The sequence below is a fragment of the Pseudoalteromonas sp. SWXJ133 genome (genome assembly GCF_015864365.1).
In the GTDB taxonomy this organism is placed as follows: Bacteria; Pseudomonadota; Gammaproteobacteria; order Enterobacterales; family Alteromonadaceae; genus Pseudoalteromonas; species Pseudoalteromonas arctica.
Genome location: NZ_JADYXJ010000013.1, coordinates 1 through 26,852 on the forward strand (window position 1 = coordinate 1; position 26,852 = coordinate 26,852).

Genomic DNA, 26,852 nt, shown 5'->3' on the forward strand with positions numbered 1-26,852 from the left:
ACTCAGTAGTAAGGTGTAATTCTTTAATAAATTCAGACATAAAAATAGGCCACAACTTCTGTTGTAGCCTATTATGAGCCCTTTGAAAGATCGTTCAATTAGCTTAAACGATCTGCATTACTACATATGGCAGGGCTAGGTTGTAACGGCTTATTTTAGTCGTTCAAGGGGTTTAAAACTCATAGCTAAAGCTTAAACTCAGCTCTCTAGGCGTTTCTTGAGAACGAATTAGCACATCATTTTGTTCTACTTCAAAGTTTTGTCCCAACATATTTTTCACTTTAAGTGTTAATGTAGTATTGAACGTTGGGTAGTAACTATAAACCATGTCTAACGAGTTTAAAGGTTGTTCGTAAGCGTCATCAAAATTGTTAACACCCGCAGCTAAAATACGGTCACCAAATACGTTATAAATAACTGAAGCTTGGTGCATGCCATCATGCGAATCGTAATTCAATTGTAAGTTGGCAACATACTTTGAGTGGCCAGTCATGCGTCGCTTTAGATTAGTAAGGTCAGCGCGCTGCTCTTGTGCAATTTCAACTTCTGAATCACTTACTGTTAAATTACCAGAAGTAAAAAAAGCACCTCCTAATAAATCACTATGCAACTCAGTTAACCATTCTGCTTCTATACCGTAAACATAGGCTGTATCTGCATTGTCAAACTGCAGCGTAAAACGGCCGTCACTTTCGGTTAATAATGCTTCGATTGGGTTATCTATATCTTTATAGAATGCGCCAACTGAGTAGTTATCACCATTGTCCATATAAAATTCGATACGTGCATCAAAGTTATCTAGGTAACTAGATTCTAAGAATGGATTACCAAGCGTTCGATAACCGGTCAACGGATCTTGGAATTGAACAGGGCTTAACTCACGCAAGTCAGGACGAACAACCGTGCTGCCATAGCCAAAACGAACCTGGTACGACTGCTGACTGTATGTCATGGATAATGAAGTAAAATACTCATCTTCCATCACACTTGCTTGTTTTATTGCATCTGCACTTAATTTATCTGCCAATAAAGCAGGATCGAATGCTGAGCGAGAAAAAGCGAGGGCAACTTGGCGGAAATCCTCGTAACGCACACCACCACTTAAACGCCAATCTTGAGCAAAAGTGATATCAAAAGAGCCATAATAAGCATCAATCATTTGCGCTGCTAAGTAATCATCGGCTGTAGGTTCTTGAAACAATAACTCTAAATCCGTTGAATCGATCACAGCATCATTTGCAAAGAAACTACCAATTGACAGTGCTTCTTCTTCACTTTGTGCTAAATCTAAAGACTGTGTTTGGCTAAAACGATAGTTAAAAAAGTCTGTGCGGTAATCACGCGTTTTTTCAACAAAATAGCCGCCACCCGCGATTTCAACTTCGGCGTTCTCAAAGTAAAAAACTTTGTTAATATTAACGCCCCAGTTTTCTACATCGTCTTCTAGCTCAACAAATCGATACAAATAAGGGTTGCCACCTAAGCTACCATTATAAAAAGTACGTTGATATTCGCCATCGGCGTACTCATCACGCACCGTTACTTCAAGCTCGCCGGGTATACTCGTCGTCGCTGTTGAATCAGTGTATTGCCAATCTACACCGACACCTTCAAGAAAACTCCACTCTAAATTGTGCATTCCACGAAGTTGAAGTATTTCAAGTTCCCGTTCCTCAAAAGAGGTTAAGTGGCTTCGCTGTAATTGCCCAGCATCAATGCTTAATGACTTTGAAGGCTCTTGGTAAAGCGAAACAGAAGCTTCATCTTCAGTATCTCGTAGCATCATATAGGTAGCTGTTAAATCATGGCCGCCAATTTTATAACCTAAATTTAGAGAGCTATTTAATTTTATATTATGCTTGGTTGATACTTCTTTCTCTGTGGCAGAGTAACAAGTAAAATCATCTTTTGAACATTCAGATTCAGATGCGTCAACAGAAGAAAGTACTGCGCTAAACTTCTCTGCATTAGACCATTCATTTTCATAAGCAACTGATGCTAAGAAACCAAAAGATCCGTCTAGGCCAAATAAGTTATCAAATCGGTCGCCATAAACAGCTTTAATGCCTGCATCAGGGTTTAAGCTTTCTTTTTCTAAGCCAAAATCTCTTGGTAGTGCTTTTGATAAACTTTTATTTAAGTCTATTGCAGCTGCTTGACCAATATCAGCCCCCTGACGTCTTGACTCGACATCTCTTATATTTCTGTATGAGATATCAGACAAGCCATTGATATAGGTATTTAGCGCCGTTTTAACGGCTCCAGGTAATGCGCGTGTACCATCATCTTTACCTAACCAGTCGTCACTGCCGCCATTGTATGTGTAGCCTTCATCGTTTGTATCTTTATAGCTAGCACCAATCTCAACTTTAAATAAAGTATCACTTGGAATGCTTTTCGTCCTGATATTAACGTCACCACCACCAAAAGCCGCAGGCATATTAGGCGAATAGGCTTTTTGAACAGCTAAAGATTCAATAATACTTGATGGGAAAATATCAAGTGGAATTACATTTCGAGTCAGATCTGGGCTTGGAACAACCGCGCCATTTAAACGCACGCTTGAGTAACGCTCACCTAAACCGCGTACATAAATAAACTTATCGTTAACTAACGATAAGCCTGTAACACGGCGAAGTGCAGAAGCGGCATCGCTATCACCTGTTCTAGATATTTGCTCTGAACCCATTATATCAGCAACAAATGCCTGGTTTTTACGTTCATCAATTACGGCACTAGCACTGCCTTTAAGGCGTGTACCTGTTGCAACAACTTCTTCTATCGCTTCTTCATTGATTATTTCTTGTGCCTGTTCAGCAAAAGAATTAAATGAAGAAAAAAGGGAGAGCAGAGATAACGTTATTAGATTAGTTTTAAACTGCTTTTGATGTTTCATATTTATATCCTCTAAACCTAAAATTCCCTTAAAAAAGGCGCCAGAGCGCCTTATAATTAGAGCCGGTCTAGATTAATTACTAGCGCGTTGTAAAGATGCAGCTACAAAATCAGCCCATTCACTTGATTCACCTTCTTTAAGTGCACCAATGTAGCCTGCGTTAGTAAAGAAAGAGTCAACCTCACTCATGTCTTTAGCTGTTGTAGCTACCGCAGTACCTTGTGAATCTGTAATAGTTGCTGCAGTTGAAACACCATCAGCACCAAGCACATTTGCAAAATCAGCAAAACCAATCAGCTGGTTATTTTCGCCACCAGTAAACCAGGTATTGATATCAAAGCTTGCTAACGCGCCTGTTAAAGGAGTATTTACGTCTTCAAAATTCTTACCACACGCAAATATTGAACTCATAAATGCGATATCACCGTTGTTAGCATTGGCATGCACACCAGCATCTCCTGATTTATCTTTTTCATTATATAAATCAAAACAGCCAGCACCATCTACAGATGATGAGTTTACAAACAGCATATTAGCTAATTGCGCTTTACCCCATTCTTTCATTTCCATACCGGCACCAGTACGACGCCCTTCAGCACCTTGGTCACCAGTAGTAACAACGGTTGCATTAGCAATAGTTGGATTAGAAACAGTCGTTACTAAATCTTGTGCGTCTGCAGATAATGGATCAACTTTTGCGCCATCTGTTTCAAAACCATGATTTCCATATTCATTTGAACGGACAAGAATGTACTGTCCATAGCCTTTCCAACCCTCATCCCAGTCAATACCATCATCGCCTGTATCAGTAACAACGATGTGTTTAAGGTTAACACTACCACCAAAGAGCTCTATACCATCATCAAAACCATTATGTACATGGACATAATCAATTGTTGTGCCTGAGCCAACAGCATTTAGTGTTAAACCATTTAGCTCATCACCTTCAACACCAAATCCTGCATACTTAATAACAATATGCTTTAGAATACCGCTACTATCTTGCGGATCATTACCACCGTAATAAGATACAATACCTTCAGCTGAGTGGTTACACATGTCTTGTGCCGCAGCTGTTGCTGTACAACGAATAGAATGACCACGTCCATTTACCTGAACACCACCCCAATCCCCAATTTGAGCGGTGGTAGAATCATCACCATCAACTTCTTTAATGCTTGTGAAAATAATTGGCTTATCTACTTCACCAATTGCTTCAATATTTGCACCGCGAGCAATACGAATAAAACTCTCTGGCTTGGTAAACGCAATGGTAGCGCCTGCTTCAATAGACAATGTTGGGCCATTAACATCAATAGTGGCGCCAGTAGATGTGTCTACATCGTCACCAATAAATAAAGCACCTTCAAATACATGGGCACCGCCATCGTCTAGCGCAGGGATAACAAAAGAGCTTGTAATTTCTTTTGCATTACTTGCAAATGCTTGGCTGTATAAACAGTTAATGCCTTCTGCTTCACCCGTAAATGTAGCTCCATCTAATGTGTATGTGGCACAACTTATTGTATCGCCACCATTATCACCACCTGGGTTAGTCACTGAATTGTCTACACTGTTATCAACTGTAGTCGGTGTAACGTTAATATCACCACCGCCACAACCAGCCAATGTTATTGCTGTAGTCACTAAGCTGATTTTGAATAAGCCAGATAATTTCATTGTTCACTCCGTAAAAGTATTTAATTATTGTGTTAGCGCTTTAAGTAATAACTTAAGTCACTTTAAGGCACGATACTCATGCATTAAGGTCACTTGAGTTATCGAATACGAAGTACAATACGGGAGTGTTATGACAATGAAGTTACACTTTAATAAACATAAAATGACAATGTTAACTTTCATAAAATCAATTGGTTACTTTTTATAGCAACAAAAAAACCGCCATGAGGCGGTTTGGTATTGCGATTATGAAATGGCTTTATAATTCCTACTTATACGTTTGCAGGAATTAGTAAAATTTACAGTAACGCTGTTCTAAGTGTTTCTGCATGCACTTTCTCGCGCTTTACATATTTAATCCATTGCTGCGCTAAACGCTGTGATTTTTTATGTTTTTCTGCCTGTTCGAACGCTAAAATTGATGCATCAAAATTTTGTAAGTTGTACTGAGCCATACCCAAGGCAACAAATGCATTTGATTCAAAATCAAGTGAACCTTTATTAAGTGCTTTACGCGCTGCGTCGGCCGCTTCCTCGTATTGCTCAGTATTAACATATACTTCAGCTAAGCGTTGGTCATATTTACCACTGGGTGATAAATCGGCTGCTTTTACAAAGTATTTTATTGATTTTTCGTCTTCTTTTGCTTGGATCATCGCCTCTGCTACAAAGGCATAGTTTTTAGCGTTTTGCTCTGCAATCCCTTTTTCAATCGCATCGCTCATAACGTCTGCGGCTTTAAATGCTAAGCCGTTATATAAATACACTTGTGCTAATTGGCGTAAATCAGATTTAGAGGTTAAAAATCCTTGCTGATAAGCGGCTTCAATTACGGCTAACTGTTGTTTTTCTTGTCCTGTTTCGCCATACATACCCGATAACTGTACCCAATACTCAGGCTTGTTATAAAGTTTTACTAAGCGCTCAAGTACAGTAACTACTTTACCTGTTTGATTAAGTGAGTAGTACATGGCACGTTGTAGCACTAACCAATTCTCTTTAGGCGCTTTGCCTTCATTATCGCTCAGTGCAATAACCTGAGATATATACTTAAGCCCTTTCTCATAATCTTTTAACTGATAATACGTTTGGGCTCTTAACAAGTAATAAGCTTCTGTTTTAGGCTTAGTGTTGATAGTGTCCCAGTCATCTAAAAATGCGATAACTTTAGTGTAATCACTATTAGCCATAGCTAGTTGCGCTAAACTAAAGGTAGTACTTAAACGAAGCGACTCAGGAATGGCTTCCTCTGCTACGACCTTTTCAAACGAAGCTATCGCTTTTGGTAAATCGTTTTCGTTGTAATAAATAAACCCATAAAAATTATGCATCATCGCAATTTCGTACGAGTTCATGCTCGATGAGCGCTCGTTAATACTGTCAAGCGCCTCAAGGCCTGCTTTAACATCGCCATCATCAGCGAGTTTTTGTGCACGTGCGAGTTGGCTGTAGACCTTTTCGCGAAGCGCTGGTACACGTTTAGTTTTTTGTTCTGACTCTGCATGTGCCGTAGCTACATTTAGCCCTGGTATCAGGCTTAAAGCACTTGGAGTTACAATGCTTGTACTTACTGCAGCGGTACAAAATAAAGTCACTTTCAAAAGTTTAGCCGTAGGGTTTAATTTCATAACTGATTTAATAAATGGTTTCATAATCGCCTCGCATTTCTGTCCGTTTACTCGTGGTTAGTTACTAAATTAACCGCTAATTTGGAAAGATATTTTGTTCTGAACACCCGCTACTTCAACGGCTTCACCGCTTACTACACGTGGTTTATATTTAAATTTAAGTGCTGCATCCATCGCGGCTCTATCAAACAGTGACTCAGGCTGTGCTTTAATTACTTGTGGGTCACGCACTGTGCCTTGTTTAGTTACTGTAAATTCAACAATAACGTAGCCTTCTATGCCACGAGATAACGCACGACGCGGATACACTGGGGCCACTTTTACAATCGGTAAATATTCACCGTCACTTGTCTCTAGAGCTAAACCGCCCGCTAAATTTACATCTGCATCTACATTGGCAGCAAAATCAAAGTTATTAGCATTTGCTGTCGCATCGCTGTTTTGCATTTGCGGCGACTCCATTGGTGGTGGCGGCTCTTTTGGTGTTGGTGGTTTTTGAGGTTTACGCTCTTTTTTTTGTACGGTTTCTTCTTTTTTCAAGCGAACAAAATCAAGTACGTTACCCTTTACCGGATCCGACATAGCGCCTTCACCGCCAGTAATCAGTGCCTGCATGCCTAAAAACAACATAAAGGTCACTACACCGGCTATCACTAATGCAACTAAATATCGCAACATAACTAGCCCTTAAGACGCATCTTGTGCGGCAATTGATACATCAAATGCGCCCGCCGCGCGCGAGGCATCCATCACCTTTATTAACATTTCGGTAGTGGCTTTTTTATCCGCTTGAATCACAACGCTACCTTGTGGATTTTCTGCTTTTAAACGCTCGATATTGGCTTGTACTGCGCGTACATCAATTTGACGTTTATTAATCCAAATTTCACCTGTATCTGAAATCGCCACAAGGATATTTGCACGCTCTTTTTTAACCGCTGTTGCGGCTTCTGGGCGGTTAACATCAATACCGGCTTCTTTAACAAAAGAGGCAGTTACAATAAAGAAAATAAGCATGATAAATACAACGTCTAGCATTGGGGTCATGTTTATTTCTTCAGCTTCGTCTTCTTGAAATAGGTTTCCTAACGGGGCTCTCATTTTTATTCTCCTAGGATGAGCGACTTTATATAAGCCGCTTATCAAAATTTTGCTTAATGGTCTAAAACCATGCTGTCTTGTAGTAGTTCTACTTCGCGCTTAGCTTTTCGTTGTAAATACGTTGAGGCAAATACCCCAGATAACGCACCTACCATGCCTGCCATTGTCGGGATAGTTGCTTTAGATACCCCTGATGCCATTGAACGCGCACTCCCTGTGCCGGTAATTGCCATTACATCAAACACTTCTATCATGCCCGTTACAGTGCCTAACAAACCAAGTAGTGGGCACAAAGCAACCATCACATTAATCAAAGAAAGATTGGTGTTTAAGCGCATACCTGCTCGCGATATCATCGCTTCGCGTATTTGCTCTGCGTTCCAACTATTACGTTCTGCACGGTTAATCCAATCGGTTTTCACACCCTGTTTATAGCTTCGAAAACCGTTGAAAAAGTAAATAAATCGCTCGAGTATCAATAACCACATCGCGAAGATTAACACCCCGATGACCAAGAGAACTTGGCCACCAGTGTCGAGAAAATCACGGATAGCATTGATTGAATCAATCAATAGCACCATGGTTTATGCTCCCTTCTCGCTACGCTCTGCAATAATACCGGCGCTCTGCTCTTGAATAGTCAACAAAATGTTTTTAGCGCGCGTATTAAGTAAGGTGTATAAAAATACCGTTGGTATTGCTACCACTAAGCCTAGTACCGTTGTTACTAATGCTTGAGAAATACCACCTGCCATAAGCTTAGGATCCCCAGTACCAAATAAGGTGATTGCTTGGAATGTATTGATCATGCCTGTTACCGTACCTAATAAACCTAACAGCGGTGCAACAACAGAGATGATTTTGATAAGTGTTAAATTACGCGTCACTTTTGGCATTTCACGTAAAATAGCTTCACTTAATTTAAGCTCAAGTGTGTCGTGTGAAACACTCGGAAATTGATCTTTTACTTTCATTACGCGTCCAAGCGGATTGTCATCACGTGCAACTGAATCTTTAAGTTGACGACGAATTTTACCGCCCATAATCAATAATGAGAAAAAACGCTCTAGTGATATAAGTAGTGCAATAACACCCACGCCTAAAATCACATAACCAACAGTCCCACCTTGATGAACACGTTCTTGTGTATCGGGTGCTTGAACTAATAAACCAAGAATAGAGCCGCCTGTTGGGTCAAGTGCGAATTGCACCACACCGCTTTTAGTACTTTGAAGATCGTCTGCCGTTGCGGTAAAGCGCGATACGGGTTGGCGAGTTAATTCACTCAAAGAATTAGTCGAGGAATTAAACTCTAAATACTTACCGTTTGATATAAGGTTAAATGCACCCACTCGCACAACTTCTTGCTGTGCTTTAGTACCGCCTTCAACAATGACACTTGCGTTAAAGCGGCTTACCTTGCCTTGCTCGGTCATTTCGCGCTGTAGTTCAAACCATACTTTTTCAATATCTTCTATTGAAGCAAGTTTTGACGTTGAACCCATTTTTTGAGCAAGTTCATCCATAAACGTACTACGCCCGTCTATTTGAGCCGACACAATCGATGTCGCAAATTTATTACTAGAATCACCTGCTACTTGCTGTAACACACCAAACAACTCTTTTAGTGAGCCCATACGCTTAGTAAGCGTGTCTGTTAGGTTAGCTAGTTTTACTTCGTTTTCTTCAAACTGTGTTTCTAAACGCTCAGATTCCACCAGCATTTGATTACGCTTAGCTTGGGTGTTTTTAAGCATTTGTACTTGTTCGTTTTGACGAGCCGCAAACTCTTGCTCACGTTGCTTGTTTTGCTCGCTTTGTGCTGATTTACCATTTTCGAGCGTTTTAAGTAATGAATCTAGGTTCATAGGCTCTGCCGCTACACTTGCGCCAGTAATACTTAGGCTTGCAGCAAAAAGAGCTATTTTTGTCATTTGAGTAAACAATTTCATTTTCAACCTCTTATTCTGCTGCATGTACTGGCAGAGTTAACATATCTGGGGCTAGTTGCTTACGTGCAATACGTAAACCTTTATTTATTTGGCTTATTGTAGAATCTGGTAATGCTTCGAATGATTTTGTATCTGCATTCCAACTACCTGCTTTTTTTCCATCACGTGTTAAATAAATAAGCTCTAAACGGCCAATGCGTAAAAAGTCGACTTCACGCTCTTTATCATCCACATTTAAAAGTGCGGTATAAGCTTCGATAGTACGTCCGTAGTCAACTTCAACTTGGTAGGCTTCAAGCACACGGCGAAACTTTTCGCTTGAGTTGATATCTGCACGATTCATCATTTCATTTAAAGACGTAACGCGCTTAGTGCGCTCATCAGCTAAAAATGGAATGTCTAAAGATACAAACTGCTCAAGACCTGTGATCATGCGCAGCATAAGAGGGGTAATTTGACGTTCAATAATAGAAACCTGATCCATTGATAGGTTTAAAGATTCCATCTCTTCTATTTGATTATTTAACTGTTTAGTTAGCTGAGCGTTGTAAACAGCTAAACCGTCAATTTCTTTATTGAGGGTTTTAAACTGTTGTAAACGTCCTTGCATTGAATCTGCAATCTTGTCTATTGTTGTTTGTGATTGCGCAGCTGATTTATTAATTTCACTGCTTTTATCAATAACCTTATCTAAATCATTTGCGTGTACTGCTGCACTTGCGGCCACAATACCAGCTAAGATTAATGGTTTAACGCCTTTCATCGCATACACCTTTACTCGTTAGTTAGCGGATTTGCTAGTTTGTTTTTTAAGGTAATAAATTAAGTTCTATAAATAATTTATTACTTTAGAATTTCAATGAGCAGGAGTTTATAGATGAAACATGACAAGGATGTTGCGAAAAAAAGTCGATTTTATGACAGTGGTAATAATTAAGACTTACGAGGGGGTTTTTAAGATGATAAGAGCATTTGTTAGCCAAATGCCCTATAAACAGGCTGGATTATTTTAAAATTGAATTAATTTGATTAAGGGAATAATGCCAATCGGTGTAATTTATTTCAATTGGGTATGCTTTATTACCTTTAATAAGCACTAGTGAGGGAAAACCTTGGATTGGTAGTGTACGAACAAAGGATAACTCAGCTTTAAATTCATCATTAAGCTCGCTTGACGTTAGCTGCACGGTAAACTCATTTTTATCTAAGCCAATCTTTTCAGCCAAACTAATTAATGTACTTTCATCTGACGGGTTTTGCGCATTTAGGTAATAAGCATTTTGAATTGCAGCCACCATTTGAGCTTCTTTATCCGCTTTACGCGCTATAAGTGCGGCTCTACATGCGGGATACGTTGAACGCCTTGGCTGGCAATTGCGCCAAAAATCATAATTAAATTGAGTGCCTAGCTGCGCTGAAATTTTATGCCAAGTCCCCTCAAGCATCTCTTTCATATTTTGTGGCATTGGGTCTTGGCTATCGGGTGCTAGGCCACCTACTCTATATTCTATTGCCACTTTACCAGCAAGCTCTGATTTTAGCTTAAGCCAGGTTGGTGAGTAACCCCAACACCAACTACACATTGGGTCATGAACATATATTAATTTACTTTGAGACATATTAATCCTTCAACTAGTTCGAGACGACACTATTACGACCAGCAGCCTTTGCACTATAAAGAGCTTCATCAGCTTGTTTTAACGAATCATCATAATCAGTTACTTTATTTACTTGGGAAATACCAATACTACAGGTGATTGAAATACGCTGCTTGTCATCAGTAAATATAACATGCCCTGCAACAGCCTCTCGAAATTTGTTTGCTATTACAGTGGCTGTAGGAACAGTAACCTGCGGTAAAATAACAACAAACTCCTCACCTCCATAACGGGCCTTTAACGCAGTTGCTAAAAACTGAGATTCAAGGAGCTTGGTAAATTCAATCAATACTGTATCACCAAAATCGTGTCCATGCGTATCGTTTAAAGATTTGAAGTTATCTAAATCAATTAACAAAATTGAAAAAGGTAAGTACTGCTCTGGGCGAGTTTGGGCAAGCTTTAAAAAATGAGAGGTAATAAAACGTCTGTTTGCTATACCAGTAAGGGGGTCGGTATAAGCATCTTTTTTTTGCTCTAGCGTAATATCAGCAATAGCCATGTGGCTTTTATACCTAAAATACTCACCAATAAATGAGAATAAAAACACCATAGAAAAGGACGCTATAAATCGTGCTTTTTCTACGTCGCCATAGCTAACTTGACCGAAGTCAGGGCCGTATAAAATAACAAGACAAGAAAACAGTAAAGTAAAACCTAACCAAGCACCTAATCTAACCCCTAAAGATGCAAACGTCACTACAGGATAAAACATTAGCCAATATAGCGCGGTGTTGTCTTTACCGCCGGTATAAACAAGTGCAACAAACATCATGCACACAATGCTCATACTTATTAATGCCACTACTTGAAGATTACCCGTTTTTATAAAGTATATAGAACAGCTTATATTTGTAATGTTAACGATAATTAATAAAGCTGTGAGTATCGGTGAGTAAACCTTATAATTCAAAAACACTAATACTGCGATCACCACAATTGATATCCCAATCATGGTAAATAAAGAAAACGCTTTGCGTTGCATGTCTGAGCTATAAACACTGTCGATATTTATTAGACTGAGCCAATTTGGTTTATTCACATTTTTTTTAGTCATTAATTTTATACTTTAAACTTTTGAACCATATTTTCTAAGGCACTAAACTGCTGTTTTAGTTTGGTACATTCGTTAAGCGTGTCATTTAAGTTAGCCTTGCCTTGTATAGAAAGCGCACTAATTGTTCGAATATCAGTATCTAATAACTTAACAACTTGGTTTTGCTCATCGGTTGCACTGGCCACAGAATGATTTGCATCGTTAATTTGCTTAATAGATTGTATAACATGACTCATTAAATTGCCGACGGCATCTGCTTGTTGTACGCTTTTTTCACTGTCTTGAAGGCTTGTTTTCATAAGCTCTACAGCAAGGTTTGAGCCTTTTTGTAACTGGCTCACGGTGTCTTCAATTTCTTGCGTTGATTGTTGAGTGCGGTGTGCTAATTGGCGTACTTCATCTGCTACAACGGCAAAACCGCGTCCTGCCTCTCCTGCTCTCGCAGCCTCTATTGCGGCATTAAGTGCCAATAAATTCGTCTGCTCACTTACACCTTTAATAACTTCAAGCACTTGGCCAATACTAGCTGTATGCGTATTTAAACTGTTTATAGTTTGCTGAGCTTTCTCCATATTAGCCGAAAGCTGGTGGATGGTTGCAACACTGTGACTTAATGCTTCTTGATTTTGAGTTGAGTGCTCATCTGCATTTTTAGCAAGTTGCGATGCACTCTCTGCATTATTTGAAATATCCATTGATGTAGCTGAAAACTGATTGATAGCTGCTGCAACACTATCGGTTCGTTTACTTTGGTCATCATACATAGACAGCGATGAATGTGTTTGTGATACCAAGCTCTCAATAGCTGTATCTAATTGCTCTGTGGAGTCTTTTACTTGCTCTATTGAATGCTGAATTTTTTCGATGAAAATATTAAACGAATGGCTTAACTCGCCAAACTCATCATCATTTTCAACGGCTAAGCGCCTTGTTAAATCGCCTTCGCCTTGTGCTATATCTTTAATGGCATCGTTTAAACGGTTCATAGGCTGCATTAAATAGCGTAATAAAAGCTGCATCATAATAATGATAGTAATGATCCCTATCACCATAAAAACAGCCGCAGTTTGGCCAAAGTTAGAAACACTGACATACGCTTTATCTTTATCTATAACGACACCTAGGTACCAATCTACGTTTTCAATACCGCTTATTTTTGTAAATGAGATAAGCTTAGACTCTCCGTTTATCTCATATTGGGTAAACTCTCTTTGCAAAGGTGTATTAGTGCCAAAAATATCTGATGTGTTTTTTAAATTTAACTTCGCATTTGGATGGCTTAGCACTTGGCCTTTGTTATCGAGTAAAAAACCATAACCGAGACCTAAAAAATCAATATCGTTAATAATTTTAGTCACGGTTTGCATATCAATATCGGCACCTGCAACGCCGCTAAACTGGCCATTTTGTAGCATGGGTACTACCGCTGAAATTGTAAGCTCATTAGTTGTTACATCTATGTAAGGAGTCGTAAAAGCAGTATTAGATTTGTTTTCAACTAATTTATACCAAGGACGAGAAGTCGCATCAAAGTCAGCAGGTAAAACGACTGATTGATCGTTTAATATAAACGTGCCGCTGGATTTACCTATGTAAGTATTTTTAAAGCTTCCAGCAAGCTCTGCAGTATTTAATTGTGAAAGGGTGAGGGCTTTAGAATCATTAGCTTTATGGGTTTTAGCAATTGATATAACAATTGCCAGCTTTGCATTTAACCAACTCGCTATATTTTGCGACACAGATTCAGAATTTTGTTGTAATACTAGGCTTAACTGCTGCTCGGTTTGCTTACGCATGGCAATATAGTTATTAAAAGTAAATAACCCTAGTACCAAAACTAAAATTAAAGAGGCTGCAATAGTCACTTTGGAAGTAAATTTTAACGAGTTAAGCATATAAGCCCTTTTATTATTTTTTCGTTATTATCCATACAGTTTTAGCAAAAATTTAGTTAAATGTCTTAATTAATAAGGCTTGCGACTAGATTATTAGATAAAAATAAGGATAAAGGATTAAAAAATAAAAGGCTTTAGGGGGTAACTGACTAATATTGAAATAAATTGTGACTTATATTAATTACTTATGGAACGTTCCTATTAAATGTAGCTTTATAAGTGACTGAATACGTATTCAGTCACTTAATATTAAGCGGTTATTGCCACTTATTTGCTAAGCGAACAACATTTAATCCGTACCATGCTATAAATATGTAACACACCATTGGTACAAAAAAGCTTTGTTGTATATTTACTGTATCGGCTATAAAGCCTTGGAGTAATGGCACAAGTGCACCGCCTACAATAGCTAAGCATAACCAACCAGAACCTTTACTGGTCAATGATCCTAGTCGCTCGATAGCAACCGAAAATATAGTCGGGAACATAATTGAGTTAAATAAACCAATTGCCAATACTGAATATAAAGCGACGTCACCTTGAGTAAAAATAGTGATCAGTAAGAGTGTAATAATACTAAATGCATTAAATGCGATGGCTTTTGAAGGTGCTATTTTTTGTAATAATACAGAACCAATAAAGCGCCCTACCATTGCCCCGCCCCAGTAATAACTAATAAGCGCTGCTGCAGTGTGCTCTTCAAGTCCTGCTATGTGTGCCTCACCAAAATAATTAACTAAAAAGCTGCCAATGGCAACCTCACCGCCTACATAACAAAATATAGCAAGTACACCCATAGTTAAGTGCGGTGCTTGAGTTAATGAACGAAATTCTACTGCAGCATTATTTTCCTCTTTATGGGCTTCAATTTCTGGAAGCTTTATAAAGGCAAATATAATAGCGATAAGTAATAAGGCACCGGCAAGCATTAAGTAAGGCACTTTTACCGATTCAGCAGTTGCTGCAGAAGCCGCTAATGTACCTGCGGTTCCAAAAAATAGTATGCCACCAACGTACGGACCAACTGTAGTGCCGAGTGCATTAAGAGCTTGTGCTAAATTTAACCTAGATGAAGCTGTTTTTTCAGGCCCAAGAGCTGCAACATAAGGATTTGCAGAAACCTGGAGTACTGTTACACCTGATGCAAGAACAAATAAAGCGCCTAAAAATAGCCAATACTCATGTACAACAACAGCAGGGTAGAACAACATACACCCAATTGAAGCCACAATTAAACCGGTTAAAATCCCTTTTTTGTATCCAAACTGCTTAACTAAAATCCCCGCAGGGATAGAAACAATAAAATAAGCACCAAAAAAGCAAAACTGTACTAGCATCGCTTCAAAAAAACTTAAATCAAATACGCCTTTTAAGCGTGGTATTAGTACATCGTTTAAAACAGTAATAAAACCCCATAAAAAAAATAGGGTCGTCATTGCAGTCAGTGGAAACAGATAATTTTTATTTGGCTGTTCGTTGACCGCGAATGATTGGTTTGTATTTATTTCACTCACGTCGTTTTCACTCCATTAACAAGTTGAAAACGATTTTACATGTTTAAATATAAATTAGTCAGCGTACTTGTGGAACGTTCCAGCGGTGTTGTTCACATTGCGTATTGATCGCACTAATAATTCGGTCTATTTCGCCACTATTATGAAACTGATAAAGCCCTTCGTTTATATCCTCTAATACTAAAAGCCAGTTAGGTGTAAGCTTACTAATAGCGAAATATAAAGGGTTGTATTGCAAAGGGATGTTTTCTATTTCAATGGATGAAAGCAAGGTGTGTTTTTTAGATTTACTCAAAGAGGAGTAAGAAACTGAGAACTTTAAAACGTCGGGATCGCCTATAATCAAATCAACACGCTTAGCAACCAGTAGCTGAACAAGTTGTAAATCATCAACAGAGGTAATAATTTCAAACTCATTATTATCCATCATGGCATCAAACTCAGGTGTGTTTTGATACCCACGAACAACCCCAATTTTTTGTCCTTTGAGCGACTTTAAATTTCCAGTAAAACGATCCTTATCACCTTTTCGTTTTAAAAATGCAATTTCGCCACCTTTAAACGAATTAGATAAACCAAGTAATTCTCGACGGGTTTTGCCAGTAACATAATCAGAGGGGGCTGTATCTTCTATAAAGTATTCAGGCATTAATATATCAGCTTTGCCTAGTTCTACATTTCGTACAGCTCTTGCCCAAGGCAAAAATTCAATATATACGCTGTAGCCCTTACTATTTAATAAGGCAATAGAAAACTGATAAACCCACCCTTTATTACATAAATTACTACCAATATATGGAGGCCAGTCGAGAGTAGCTAGATGAAGTGTTTGCTTGGGAGTTTTAGACTCAAAAAATATGCCCGATTTATGGTTGTAACCGTTTACAACTTGATGACTACCCTTTAGATGATATTCAACTATTGAATCTGAATAACTAAGGTTGCTCGCTAATAATAGAACTAATAAAAATAACCAACGCATTGTAATATCTTAAAATGTCTTAATTTATTTAAGCTTAGTTAAAAATGAATTTTTTGCATGATTTAAGTGGGTAAGGATTTAACAGAAAAAGAGTGTTTATAGAATATAGGTAATGTTGTTGCGCATTATAAGCTATGCGCAACCAAGGCTCTATAGTAAGCGTGAAAGCAAGGTTAACTAATCAGCTTTTTCCCATTTCATTTTATTATTTGTATCGCGCGAGCTTATAATTGTTGTATCGCTGCTCTCAACGCCGCCTAATTTAGCTAAGCGATCGTACAAAACCACATTACAAGTAGCCGCTAAGTTCATGCAGCCAATAGTGGGAATATAAACAACTTCATCGCACCACTTTAAAATATCTTTTGGGATTGAGCCGTCTTCAGGACCAAATATATAAAATGCGTTTTCAGGGTGTTTAAACTCAGGAAGTGGCGTTGCACCTTCAATAAGTTCAATAACAACAACGGTAGCACCCTGTGGCTTTACTACTTCTAAACTATCAGTTTCGGTAAGCGGGATACGCTCAAGTACATTTTTTGTGTCGGTATGAAATTTCTTGGCGTTTAAATAACGATTACCAGTAAAGAAAACCTGTTTAGCGTCGTAACACCCTGCAGCACGCAATACGCCACCAACATTAGTCGGGCTTTTAGGATTAATTAAACCAATTACCGCTTGTTGTTTGCTCATTAATCAGCGTCCTTTGTTGGCCACTCTGCAATGTACAAATCAAAGTCATCTAGCTTCACATCGCAATCTTTTACTGTTTTATCTTTTACAGAAATCCCTAACTCGTGCATTTTTGTTTTATCGCCATTGTTTAATAACGGATGCCAAGAAGCCAAGCCACGCCCTTCGTGTAAACGGCGGTAACTGCAACTTTGCGGCATAAAAAAGATGTCTTTGAGGTTTTCTTTTGTGAGTTTTACACAAGAAGGAACAAGCGTTTGGCGGTTTTCGTACTCGCTGCAACCACAGGTGTTGTTATCAAGATACTGGCACACAATATTAGTAAATATTAACTGCTCACCTTCACGTAACTGATCGGTGGCGGTAAATTCGTCTTCATCTTCGCTATCAATAAACGTATTTAAACAACATTTTCCGCATCCATCACAAATGGCTTCCCATTCGTTTTGACTCATGTCGCTTAAGCTTTTTTTAAGCCAAAATTGTGTATTTGCTAATTGTTGATCAAACATAGTTTACTCGTGCCCCCTAAAGAGCGCGCATTCTACCGTATTGCTGCAAATGGCGCAAAGCCAATACCCTTTCAAAGTACTGGCTTTGCGCTACAAATTAGCTTTGAGATTTAACCCAACGCTTAATTTTTTCCTCTAGGATTGGCATTGGTAATGCGCCATCAATTAATATTTGCGTGTGAAACGCTTTAATATCAAATTTATCGCCGAGTTCTTTTTTAGAATAATCACGTAGTTCTTGGATTTTAAATTGCCCTAACTTGTAAGAAAGCGCTTGTCCTGGCCATGCAATATATCGCTCAACCTCTGCAATTACATCGCTCTTGGCCATAGATGAGTTAGCAAGCATATAATCTATTCCCTGCTCACGCGTCCACCCTTTTGCATGAAAACCAGTATCAAGCACTAAACGCATTGCGCGTAATTGCTCGTCTGATAAACGCCCGTACCACATGTAGGGGTCAGTAAATAATCCAAGCTCTTTGCCTAAACTTTCTGCGTAAAGTGCCCAACCTTCTGCAAATACGGTGTAACCACCAAATTTGCGAAAATCAGGTAAGCCCTCTATTTCTTGTTGCAGGGCTATTTGAAAGTGATGTCCTGGCGCTGCTTCATGAATAGATAAGGTTTCGAGTAAAAATTTCGGCTGTGCTTTTAAGTTATACGTATTGATATAAAAAATGCCTGGGCGAGAGCCATCAGGTGCAGGAGATGCATACGACGCACCTGCTGCCGACTGCGCTCTGTATGCTTCAACCGCTTTTACAACGTAAGGTGCTTTTGGTGCTATGTTAAAAAGCAGAGGCAAACGAGCATCTATTTTTTTCTTAACGTTTTCATATGCCGCAATTAACTCCTGTGGCGTATTGTAGTAAAACTCGTCTGAATTACGTAAGTGGTCAAAAAATTCAGACAATTCGCCTTTAAAACCTACGGTTTCTTTTACTTTTTTCATTTCGCTTAAAATGCGCGACACTTCACTTAAACCAATCTCATGAATTTCGTCTGCAGATAAGCTAAGCGTCGTGTTTTTCTTAATTTGGTATACGTACCACGCTTTACCGTTTGGTAAGTCACTATAACCAACGCTTTCTCGGCTATTAGGAATATACTGATTAGCTAAAAAGTCACTCATGCTTTTATAAGCTGGTACTAGGTGCTGCATAATCAGTTCGCGATACTGCGCTGTAATTTTTTGCTTTTGCTGTGCGCTAAACGATTCTGGTAATTTTTTAATTGGTCCCCAAAATAGTGAGTCTTCAGCATTTTTAACTACATGAGCCGCAAATTGTGGTTGCAGTTTTTCAGCCAGAGGCTTTGGCAAGGTAATACCTAGTTTAATACCTTGTGCCATTGAGCGCTCTACACTAATAAGCCACTTAACAAAACCTTCACTGCGCGACATAAAAGCAGTGTAATCTTCAACTGTATTAAACGGCTGAGCGCTTTGACCTGAGCCAAAACCTGCAAACGTGTTATGCGCACCCGCCATTTGGTTAATTGGTAATAAATAATTAGGAAACTGCATGCCCTCTAATTTTAGTGCAAGGTCGCGCTCTAATATTTCAAAGCTTAAAAGCGACTGCCCTGTTAACTGTGCTTTATCTACAAAGTTTAATCGCTGTTGATATTTTTTATAAAAAGCCGCTTTTTTTGCTCTATTTTCTTTTGAGATTTCTGGCGTAAATTGATCGTTAAACTCGTTACGGCCACTATACGTTGCGCTTATAGGGCTATATGTAAGCGATTCATCGTAATACTGTGCAACAAGTACATCGAGCTGTTGCTCTGCCGAAAGCTCTGAAACAATACCTGCCGATGCGTTAACTGTGTTTAGCTGCGCACTGGTGTTAGTGTGTGTACTAAGCTCAGTATTCATACAGCCACTTAAAGCAAACATAACGCCACTGGCAACTAATGCTAATTTAATTGATTTCATGATAATCCTTTTTAATATCGTTTTTTGATTATGCGCATTAAGCCTTACTTAATAAAGTAATTACGATAGATTGCGTTCATCGAATTAAATTTGCACTTTTATCTGAGCTTGTTACATTTCTATTAATTCAAATATGATTTAAAAGAAAAATAAAATGAAAAAACAACTACTCAGCACCTCTATAGCCTTACTTTGTTTAACTACTTTTAATGCCCATGCCGTTACATACCTATCGGCTAAAGCCATGGTTAATGTTGAAAATGGCACGCTCATTAAATCGCCCTTGATTACTATTGATGATGGCGTAATTACTAACATTGAACAAAACAAAAAACCTAGGCTTTCTAAAAATGATGAGCATATCGCGTTGCCGGAGCTAACACTTATGCCTGGTTTAATGGATATGCATGTGCATTTAACAAGTGACCCAACTGTTTCTCGTAGTGAGCGTTTAGGACAATCTGTTCCGCGTATGGCAATTAAAGCGGCTTATTTTGCTAAAAAAACCTTAGAAGCCGGATTTACTACAGTACGTAATGTTGGCGCTGAAGGTTACAGCGTTATAGCGGTGCGTGATGGAATTAACGCAGGTGATATTGTTGGTCCTCGTATTTGGGCTGCGGGTCCATCACTCGGAATTACTGGCGGGCACTGTGACAACAACCGCCTACCGCCTGAACTTAAATATACCTCAAGTGGTGTGGCAGACGGCCCATGGGCTGCGCGAATAAAGGTGCGCGAAAACATTAAATATGGGGCAAACGCAATTAAGTTTTGCGCCACCGGTGGCGTATTTTCAAAAGGCACTAAAGTAGGTGCACAGCAGTATTCTTTTGAAGAAATGAAAGCCATTGTTGATGAAGCCCATATGCGCGATTTACCGGTTGCAGCCCATGCACATGGTACAAGCGGAATTAAAACAGCCATTAAAGCAGGCGTTGATAGCGTAGAGCACGCCAGCTTTTTAGATGACGAGGCTATAGCTCTTGCAAAAGAGCATGGAACTTGGCTTTCTATGGATATTTATAACACCGAATACACGCTAACTTATGGCGAGCAAAACGGCGTAGACGAAGAAAACCTAAATAAAGAGCGCCAAGTATCTAGAAGGCAACGTGATAGCTTTAGCCGTGCTGTAAAAGCCGGTGTGAAAATGGTGTTTGGCACTGATGCTGCAATTTACCCGCACGGCGATAATGCAAAACAGTTTAGCCGCATGGTTGAATTTGGTATGACAGAGCTGCAAGCCATTCAAGCATCTACTATTAATAGTGCAAAGCTATTAAAAATGGACGATCAGTTAGGGCAAATTAAAACCGGATTTGCTGCTGATATAATTGCTGTAAAAGAAAACCCGCTTAAAAACATTAAAACCTTAGAGTCAGTACCCTTTGTAATGAAAGCCGGTGTCGTTTATAAAAAATAATAGTAAATGCTAAACAAGTTGACCTTTGGGGGTTAAAATTTTATTTAGTAAGGCTAAGATTACTTAGTCTTACTAGCCCCCTTAATTCCCATAAAAGGAACAAGATAACCTTATAAAACTTCTTTTTGATTGTTAATCATCCAAACAGTTCTATTTAATCAAAAAAAATGAACTTTTTATTCACTTTAAAAACAATAACCATTATCATTCGCGTAAATTCAATAACGCGAATAGTTATCACTCTATGAAAACGTTTAAGTACTCTCTTATTACTCTTGCTTGTTTAAATGCAAATATGGCATTTGCCGAAAATACTATAGCTGACTCTGATATTGAACGTATCAGCGTATACGAAAAACAAAATCGCGTGGTGATGAGCTCAGGTCTTGCGACTAAATCAGACATGTCTTTAATGGAAACACCTGCACCGGTTGTTATTATTGACCGTGAACTTATTGAATCTCAAGGTGTAGATAGCCTACAAGATTTAGTTAGAAACGTAAGTGGTTTAACACAAGCAGGTAATAACTACGGTATTGGTGATAACTTAGTAATTCGTGGCTTAGATGCAAACTATACCTACGATGGTATGTATGGTGGTGCTGGTTTAGGCAATACATTTAATCCAACTCGTTCGCTTACAAATGTTGAATCTGTTGAGGTTTTAAAAGGCCCTGCAACAGGTTTATATGGCATTGGTAGTGCGGGTGGCGTAATTAACCTAATTGAGAAAAAGCCAGAGTTTGAAGAAAAACACAAAGTAGCGGTTGAGCTTGGCCAGTGGGACAGCTACTCGTTATCGTTTGATAGCACTAACGCGATAACAGATGATTTAGCATATCGTGTAATGGCTAAAACAGCATCAAGTGACGGCTTTCGTGATTTAAAAGAAGATCGCGACGAAATTTACACCTCGCTTAAGTACGTGCTTAACGATAGACAAAACATCATGCTTTCTGCTGCATACATTAAAGATGAAATAGCGGTTGATTCTATTGGTCACCCTATTCGTATTTACAATGCAGAAACTGCAAACGGTTTAAGTGCGGGTGAAGTAACGGGGGCTGATTTAGTAAACGATCCGACAGGAAGCGGCGTACAGTTAAGTGACGCACAGCGTGACCAGCTAGCTAATTCGCTATCTGCATCTGATGGTTTAACACCTTATAGCTTTGGCACAAACGGTATTATTTCACCAATGGCTGATGATAACGAAGGTGAAGAGCTGCGTTTTAAATTAACGCATAACTATTACATTACTGACGATTTGTTTTTAAACCAGCAACTACAGTACCGTAATTACACATCGAGCTTTGCGCGCCAAACAGGTGCTTATAACTACGTCTATTCAACGCGCGATTCAATTATAAATAACGACCCTCGTGCTCCATTAGTTGAAGACGGTGTACTTTATCCGTATGCAGCACGCCGCCAAGAATACCGCCAAGTAGAAGCAGATGAAAAGTCGTGGCAGTACTTTTTAGATTTACGTTATGACTTTATGTTAGGCGACGTAGATAACGAATTACTTGTAAACGCAAACTACGAAGATAGAGATATTCGTTTTAAACAATACTCTATTTATGACGCTGATAAAGTAATTAACGACAGTGATGGTAACTTACTTTACCAAGGCACATTGCCATACATTTACGATATCAGAGAGCCAAATTGGCCATCTGGCAGCTTTGAAGATTACGATCCGCTTAAAACAAGTGACTACAATAAAAAAGTACAAGCATGGGGCTTAGGCATTCAACACGTAGGTTATATAACTGAAGAGCTTACAACGCGTATTGGTGTAGCATATAACCGTATTGAGCAAACTTACGAGCACTTTGGTGTAGATGAGCGCTATAGTTCAAGCAATGCAGACCCAACACCTGAAGCGAATACTTCAGATAGCGGTTTAACGTATAATTTAGGTGCAACGTATCAGCCAACTGAAGATTTATCTATATTTGTAAATCATTCAAAAGGTCGTACTGCTTACAGTGTTTTAGGCTCTGTTGCAGGTAACGAAGCCGACAGAGAAGATTCTGAGTCAATGAGTAACGATTTAGGTTTTAGATTTAAAGCGTTTGATGATCAACTACTAGCTTCTGTTGTTATATTCGAAAGCTCTCGTACTAATTTAGAATACGCAAACCCGCTTTATGACGCTTTAACATCAGGCTCAAATGTACCTGAAAGCTATTATGATGGTAAAGAAGAAACAACAGGTATTGAACTTGATTTAAACGCTTACTTAAATGATAAATGGAAAGTAAACGTAAACGGTATTTATCAAGATGCACGTGACAAGAGTAATCCTAATAGCAGCAGTTATGATACACGCCAAAAAGGTGTGCCTTACGTAACAGCAAGCACATGGGTAACTTACTACGCAGATATGTTTAACTTACCTGAAGCTGTAAATATAAGTGGTGGTATTACATTTGTAGATAACAGAAGCACTAATTCAAGTTCGTTCTCGATTCCTGATGGTTATGTACCAAGTTACACGATTTACGATACAGCGGTATCGTATACAACTGATAAATGGCATATGCAGTTAAACATAAATAACTTGTTTAATAAAAAGTATTACTCAAAAGCAATGTTTTTAGGTGGCATGCCAGGCGAAGAGCGTAATGCAAAACTAAGTTTTAGTTACACACTTTAATTGGTTTAGTATTTAAAAAGCACGGTTTTGTATTTTTACAAACCGTGCTTATTTACTGTAGCTATTTAATTAAATAGTAACGACAATTCGGCCGTTAATTTCGCCTTTAAGCATATCATCAAAAATTTCGTTAATATCCTCTAAACGTTTTTCTTCAATAATTGCTTTTACCTTACCTTGTGCGGCAAACTCTAAGCATTCTTGTAAATCTTTACGTGTACCAACAATAGAGCCCACTACTGACACGCCATTAAGCACAGTATCAAAAATAGGAAGCGGCATATCCTCTGGAGGTAATCCCACTAATACACATTTACCGCCACGGCGTACACTTTTATAAGCTTGTTCAAACCCAGCTTTAGATACCGCAGTACACACTACAGCATGCGCACCACCAACTTGTTCAAAAATAGCTTCGCTTGGAACAACTTCTTTAAAGTCGAGGGTTATATCTGCGCCAAGCTCTTTAGCAAGTGCGAGCTTTTCTTTACCTGTATCAACAGCTATTACATTAAAGCCCATTGCTTTAGCGTACTGTACTGCTAAATGACCAAGCCCACCTACACCAACAATAGCAACCCATTGCCCCGGTTTAGCACCGGATACTTTTAATGCTTTATACGTTGTAACACCTGCGCAAAATAATGGAGCAGCTTCAGAAAAGCCTAATCCCTCAGGTATTTTTACAACGTAATCACCGTGAGCCAAACAATATTCTGCATAGCTACCATCAATAGAATAGCCAGTATTATGCTGCGATAAACACAGTGTTTCTTTGCCATCTAGGCAAAACTCACAGTGCCCACATGCACTATAGAGCCAAGGAATACCCACCCTATCGCCAACTTCTAAGTGCTTAATGTTGCTTCCAACTTTATCAATAACACCAACTCCTTCATGCCCTGGAACTAATGGCATTTTTGGCTTTACCGGCCAATCACCATGACAGGCATGTAAATCAGTATGGCAAACACCACAAGCGGCTATTTTTACTAAAACGTCGTTTATTCCAACCTCAGGAATTGGCAGATCTGTTATTTGTAATTTACCTTTGTATTCATTATTAATTGCAGCTTTCATAGTCATTCCATCGTATTTGAAAAAATAAAAAAAGGATTTATTTACGTATTGTTGTGTACAACATATCCCAATGTAGATGTATAAATATTAATCTAAATCATACTTTAGTCGTTAAAATCAATTTATAAAATGGCTAAGAACTTGCTATCCAAAATGAGCGTGCTAGCATTTACTTTCTGAAATTACTGAAAGTTACTAAGCTATGAGTTTATCCGAAAAGAATTTTGCCTTTGTAATGCATTGTGGTGAGATGGGCAGCCGCTGGGGATTCAATCGTACGATTGGGCAAATGTGTGGTTTGCTGATTATTACTAAAAATCCAATGACAGCCAATGAGATTGCAGATGCGCTTAGTATTTCTCGCGGTAATGTAAGCATGGGTATTAAAGAGTTGCAATCGTGGCAATTAATTAAAGTGCAGCATATCCCTGGCGATCGAAAAGAGTACTACGCCCCTGCTGGCGATATTTGGGATATGGCTAATCGCGTATTTGAAGAACGTAAGAAGCGCGAAATTGAGCCCACCTTAACATTACTACGCGATAACTTATTAGACGAAGCCAGTAACGACGATGAACTTTACGCACAAAAACAAATGGGGGAAATTCACAACCTGCTTGAAACCGTCACTAAATGGTCATCAGAGCTGCAACGTTTAACGCCAGAGCAACTTAATAAACTGATGAAGCTAGGTTCTGGAATTGGTAAAGTTATTGACTTAAAAGATAAGATATTCAAAAAAGAATAAAGCCGCAATTGCGGCTTTATTTATAGGTATATTTTAAAAATTAGATTTTTGGATAACCAATTCTATCCGACAAGTAACCTACGCTAGTAGCAAAGTAATACGAGCGATTCCAATGCATAAACACTTTGTAGTTATCGTACGCTAAGTACATACGGCCATTTATATCATCAGGCATAACCAGCGCAGCACGTACGTCCACATTAGGTAAATCAGAGCCATCGGCTTTACGTACACCCAGTGCTTGCCAATCAGCTAATGAGCGCTCAGAATCATTCCAGTATTCTAACCACTGCTTGCGCGTTTTTGTACCACGCACCAAAACATATTTACTATCAAAGTTTTCAGGTAACTGTACTTGGCGACCCCACGTAAGAGAGTCGTTCCAGCCTTCTTGCTTTAAATAGTTAGCAATTGAAGCAAAAGCATCTTCCTTTGTGGTCCAAATATCTTTACGGCCATCATTATTGTAATCAACCGCGTAAGCATTAAATGAAGTTGGCATAAATTGCGTTTGCCCCATTGCGCCTGCCCATGAGCCTTTAAATTTATCAAGCGTTATGTGGCCCGATTTTAAAATGTCGAGTGCAGCCCAAAGTTGGCGTTTATAAAGCGCTTCTCGGCGTCCATCAAAAGCAAGTGTAACAAGTGACGAAATAACATTATGGCCACCTTGAATAGCGCCAAAGTTACTTTCAAGTCCCCATAGTGCCACTATAAAGCGTGCTTGTACGCCAAACTCTTTCGCTACTTTTTCAAGTACATCTTTGTTTTCTGCATAAAGCTTGCGTGCGCGGTCTATTTTCCACTGTGGTACGCGTTTTGGTAAATACGTTTCAAGGGTTTCTTTTACTTCTGGCTGGTTTTTATCAGCCGAAACCACTTTTTCTTTATACGTTGCTGTTGCAAAAGCATCATCAATTAATTTGGCTTCATAGCCTTTTGCAATGGCTTCTTGCTTTAAATTAGATAAATAATCTTGAAATTCGGCCTGTGTTTTTGCCATCACAGATGAGCTTAAACATACGCCACACAATATAACTGCCAGCTTCTTAATCACTATCGGCTCCATTTTGCTTTCTAAGTTCACTTAACAAGTTTTGCTCTGGTGGAGGTAGTTGTAAATAATAGCCTTTATCACTTAACTCAGCTTTTACAACTTCTAAATCAGACCCGCCTAAATGCTCACGTTTTGCTAAGTTGATAATCATCACATAATGAGGTTGACCAAGCATAGTCATTAAAGGTTCCGGAACTTTGCTAAAATCATCTCTTTTCTCGACAAATAAGAACGCATCCGCTTTTTTCTTACTTTTATACACTGCAGTTAACATTATGGCCCCATAAATTCTTGCTTAACAATGCTGCACACTATAACATGAGAGTAATAATAAGTTAGAAAAATTAGATTAGAAATTTCATCAAAGGC

At 38.8% G+C, this 26,852-nt stretch carries 22 protein-coding genes; 3 read left to right on the forward strand and 19 right to left on the reverse strand.

Annotated elements, in window-relative coordinates:
- Positions 1-172: 172 nt before the first annotated feature.
- From I6F40_RS11155 to I6F40_RS11230, 16 genes are all read right to left on the reverse strand, one after another.
- Complete coding sequence (locus I6F40_RS11155; RefSeq protein ID WP_166376647.1) at positions 173-2,896, reverse strand: TonB-dependent receptor domain-containing protein; 2,724 nt, start codon at positions 2,894-2,896, stop codon at positions 173-175.
- Positions 2,897-2,968: 72 nt separating this feature from the next.
- Positions 2,969-4,576: a hypothetical protein gene (locus I6F40_RS11160; RefSeq protein WP_166376646.1), complete on the reverse strand. Its 1,608-nt coding sequence runs from the start codon at positions 4,574-4,576 to the stop codon at positions 2,969-2,971.
- Between the two features lie 299 nt (positions 4,577-4,875).
- A complete protein-coding gene (locus I6F40_RS11165) occupies positions 4,876-6,204 on the reverse strand; it encodes a tetratricopeptide repeat protein (protein ID WP_166376688.1) in 1,329 nt (442 codons plus the stop codon).
- A gap of 69 nt (positions 6,205-6,273) precedes the next feature.
- Complete coding sequence (locus I6F40_RS11170; protein ID WP_197192959.1) at positions 6,274-6,879, reverse strand: energy transducer TonB; 606 nt, start codon at positions 6,877-6,879, stop codon at positions 6,274-6,276.
- 12 nt (positions 6,880-6,891) lie between these two features.
- Entirely contained in the window at positions 6,892-7,305 is a 414-nt protein-coding gene (locus tag I6F40_RS11175; RefSeq protein WP_004334764.1) for an ExbD/TolR family protein, read from the reverse strand.
- 53 nt (positions 7,306-7,358) lie between these two features.
- Complete coding sequence (locus I6F40_RS11180; RefSeq protein ID WP_024593980.1) at positions 7,359-7,886, reverse strand: MotA/TolQ/ExbB proton channel family protein; 528 nt, start codon at positions 7,884-7,886, stop codon at positions 7,359-7,361.
- A gap of 3 nt (positions 7,887-7,889) precedes the next feature.
- Complete coding sequence (locus tag I6F40_RS11185; RefSeq protein ID WP_197192930.1) at positions 7,890-9,257, reverse strand: MotA/TolQ/ExbB proton channel family protein; 1,368 nt, start codon at positions 9,255-9,257, stop codon at positions 7,890-7,892.
- 10 nt (positions 9,258-9,267) lie between these two features.
- Positions 9,268-10,020 (reverse strand): DUF3450 domain-containing protein, encoded by a 753-nt coding sequence (locus tag I6F40_RS11190; protein WP_166420859.1) that lies wholly within the window; start codon positions 10,018-10,020, stop codon positions 9,268-9,270.
- A gap of 241 nt (positions 10,021-10,261) precedes the next feature.
- A complete protein-coding gene (locus I6F40_RS11195; RefSeq protein WP_165741236.1) occupies positions 10,262-10,876 on the reverse strand; it encodes a DsbA family protein in 615 nt (204 codons plus the stop codon).
- 13 nt (positions 10,877-10,889) lie between these two features.
- Entirely contained in the window at positions 10,890-11,972 is a 1,083-nt protein-coding gene (locus I6F40_RS11200) for a GGDEF domain-containing protein (RefSeq protein WP_166376643.1), read from the reverse strand.
- Between the two features lie 5 nt (positions 11,973-11,977).
- On the reverse strand, positions 11,978-13,867 hold the full coding sequence (locus tag I6F40_RS11205; RefSeq protein WP_197192931.1) for a methyl-accepting chemotaxis protein: 1,890 nt from the start codon (positions 13,865-13,867) through the stop codon (positions 11,978-11,980).
- Between the two features lie 257 nt (positions 13,868-14,124).
- Positions 14,125-15,381 (reverse strand): sugar MFS transporter, encoded by a 1,257-nt coding sequence (locus tag I6F40_RS11210; RefSeq protein WP_166376641.1) that lies wholly within the window; start codon positions 15,379-15,381, stop codon positions 14,125-14,127.
- Positions 15,382-15,439: 58 nt separating this feature from the next.
- The gene (locus tag I6F40_RS11215) at positions 15,440-16,363 is read right to left on the reverse strand and encodes a substrate-binding periplasmic protein (protein WP_166376640.1); all 924 of its coding nucleotides are present in this window, start codon (positions 16,361-16,363) and stop codon (positions 15,440-15,442) included.
- Positions 16,364-16,540: 177 nt separating this feature from the next.
- Positions 16,541-17,056, reverse strand: a complete 516-nt coding sequence (locus tag I6F40_RS11220; protein ID WP_166376639.1) for an RNA methyltransferase — start codon at positions 17,054-17,056, stop codon at positions 16,541-16,543.
- On the reverse strand, positions 17,056-17,568 hold the full coding sequence (locus tag I6F40_RS11225) for a YcgN family cysteine cluster protein (RefSeq protein ID WP_165727974.1): 513 nt from the start codon (positions 17,566-17,568) through the stop codon (positions 17,056-17,058). The genes I6F40_RS11220 and I6F40_RS11225 overlap by 1 nt, the downstream gene beginning before the upstream one ends.
- Before the next feature lie 97 nt (positions 17,569-17,665).
- Positions 17,666-19,507, reverse strand: coding sequence for a DUF885 domain-containing protein (locus I6F40_RS11230; protein WP_166376638.1), 1,842 nt, complete (start codon positions 19,505-19,507; stop codon positions 17,666-17,668).
- Between the two features lie 154 nt (positions 19,508-19,661).
- Here I6F40_RS11230 and I6F40_RS11235 point away from each other — a divergent pair, with 154 nt between their 5' ends.
- Entirely contained in the window at positions 19,662-20,933 is a 1,272-nt protein-coding gene (locus tag I6F40_RS11235) for a Xaa-Pro dipeptidase (RefSeq protein WP_197192932.1), read from the forward strand.
- A gap of 244 nt (positions 20,934-21,177) precedes the next feature.
- Positions 21,178-23,598 (forward strand): TonB-dependent receptor, encoded by a 2,421-nt coding sequence (locus I6F40_RS11240; RefSeq protein ID WP_197192933.1) that lies wholly within the window; start codon positions 21,178-21,180, stop codon positions 23,596-23,598.
- Between the two features lie 69 nt (positions 23,599-23,667).
- On the opposite strand, the gene adhP is transcribed toward I6F40_RS11240, so the two are convergent.
- Positions 23,668-24,678 (reverse strand): alcohol dehydrogenase AdhP, encoded by a 1,011-nt coding sequence (adhP, locus tag I6F40_RS11245; RefSeq protein ID WP_166376635.1) that lies wholly within the window; start codon positions 24,676-24,678, stop codon positions 23,668-23,670.
- A gap of 202 nt (positions 24,679-24,880) precedes the next feature.
- Between adhP and I6F40_RS11250 the strand changes: the two genes are divergently transcribed.
- Positions 24,881-25,426: a GbsR/MarR family transcriptional regulator gene (locus I6F40_RS11250; RefSeq protein WP_010552940.1), complete on the forward strand. Its 546-nt coding sequence runs from the start codon at positions 24,881-24,883 to the stop codon at positions 25,424-25,426.
- 40 nt (positions 25,427-25,466) lie between these two features.
- On the opposite strand, the gene I6F40_RS11255 is transcribed toward I6F40_RS11250, so the two are convergent.
- Complete coding sequence (locus tag I6F40_RS11255) at positions 25,467-26,483, reverse strand: lytic murein transglycosylase (protein ID WP_166376634.1); 1,017 nt, start codon at positions 26,481-26,483, stop codon at positions 25,467-25,469.
- Positions 26,476-26,757, reverse strand: coding sequence for a YcgL domain-containing protein (locus I6F40_RS11260; RefSeq protein WP_166376633.1), 282 nt, complete (start codon positions 26,755-26,757; stop codon positions 26,476-26,478). Before I6F40_RS11260 ends, I6F40_RS11255 begins: the two co-directional genes overlap by 8 nt.
- Positions 26,758-26,852: the final 95 nt, after the last annotated feature.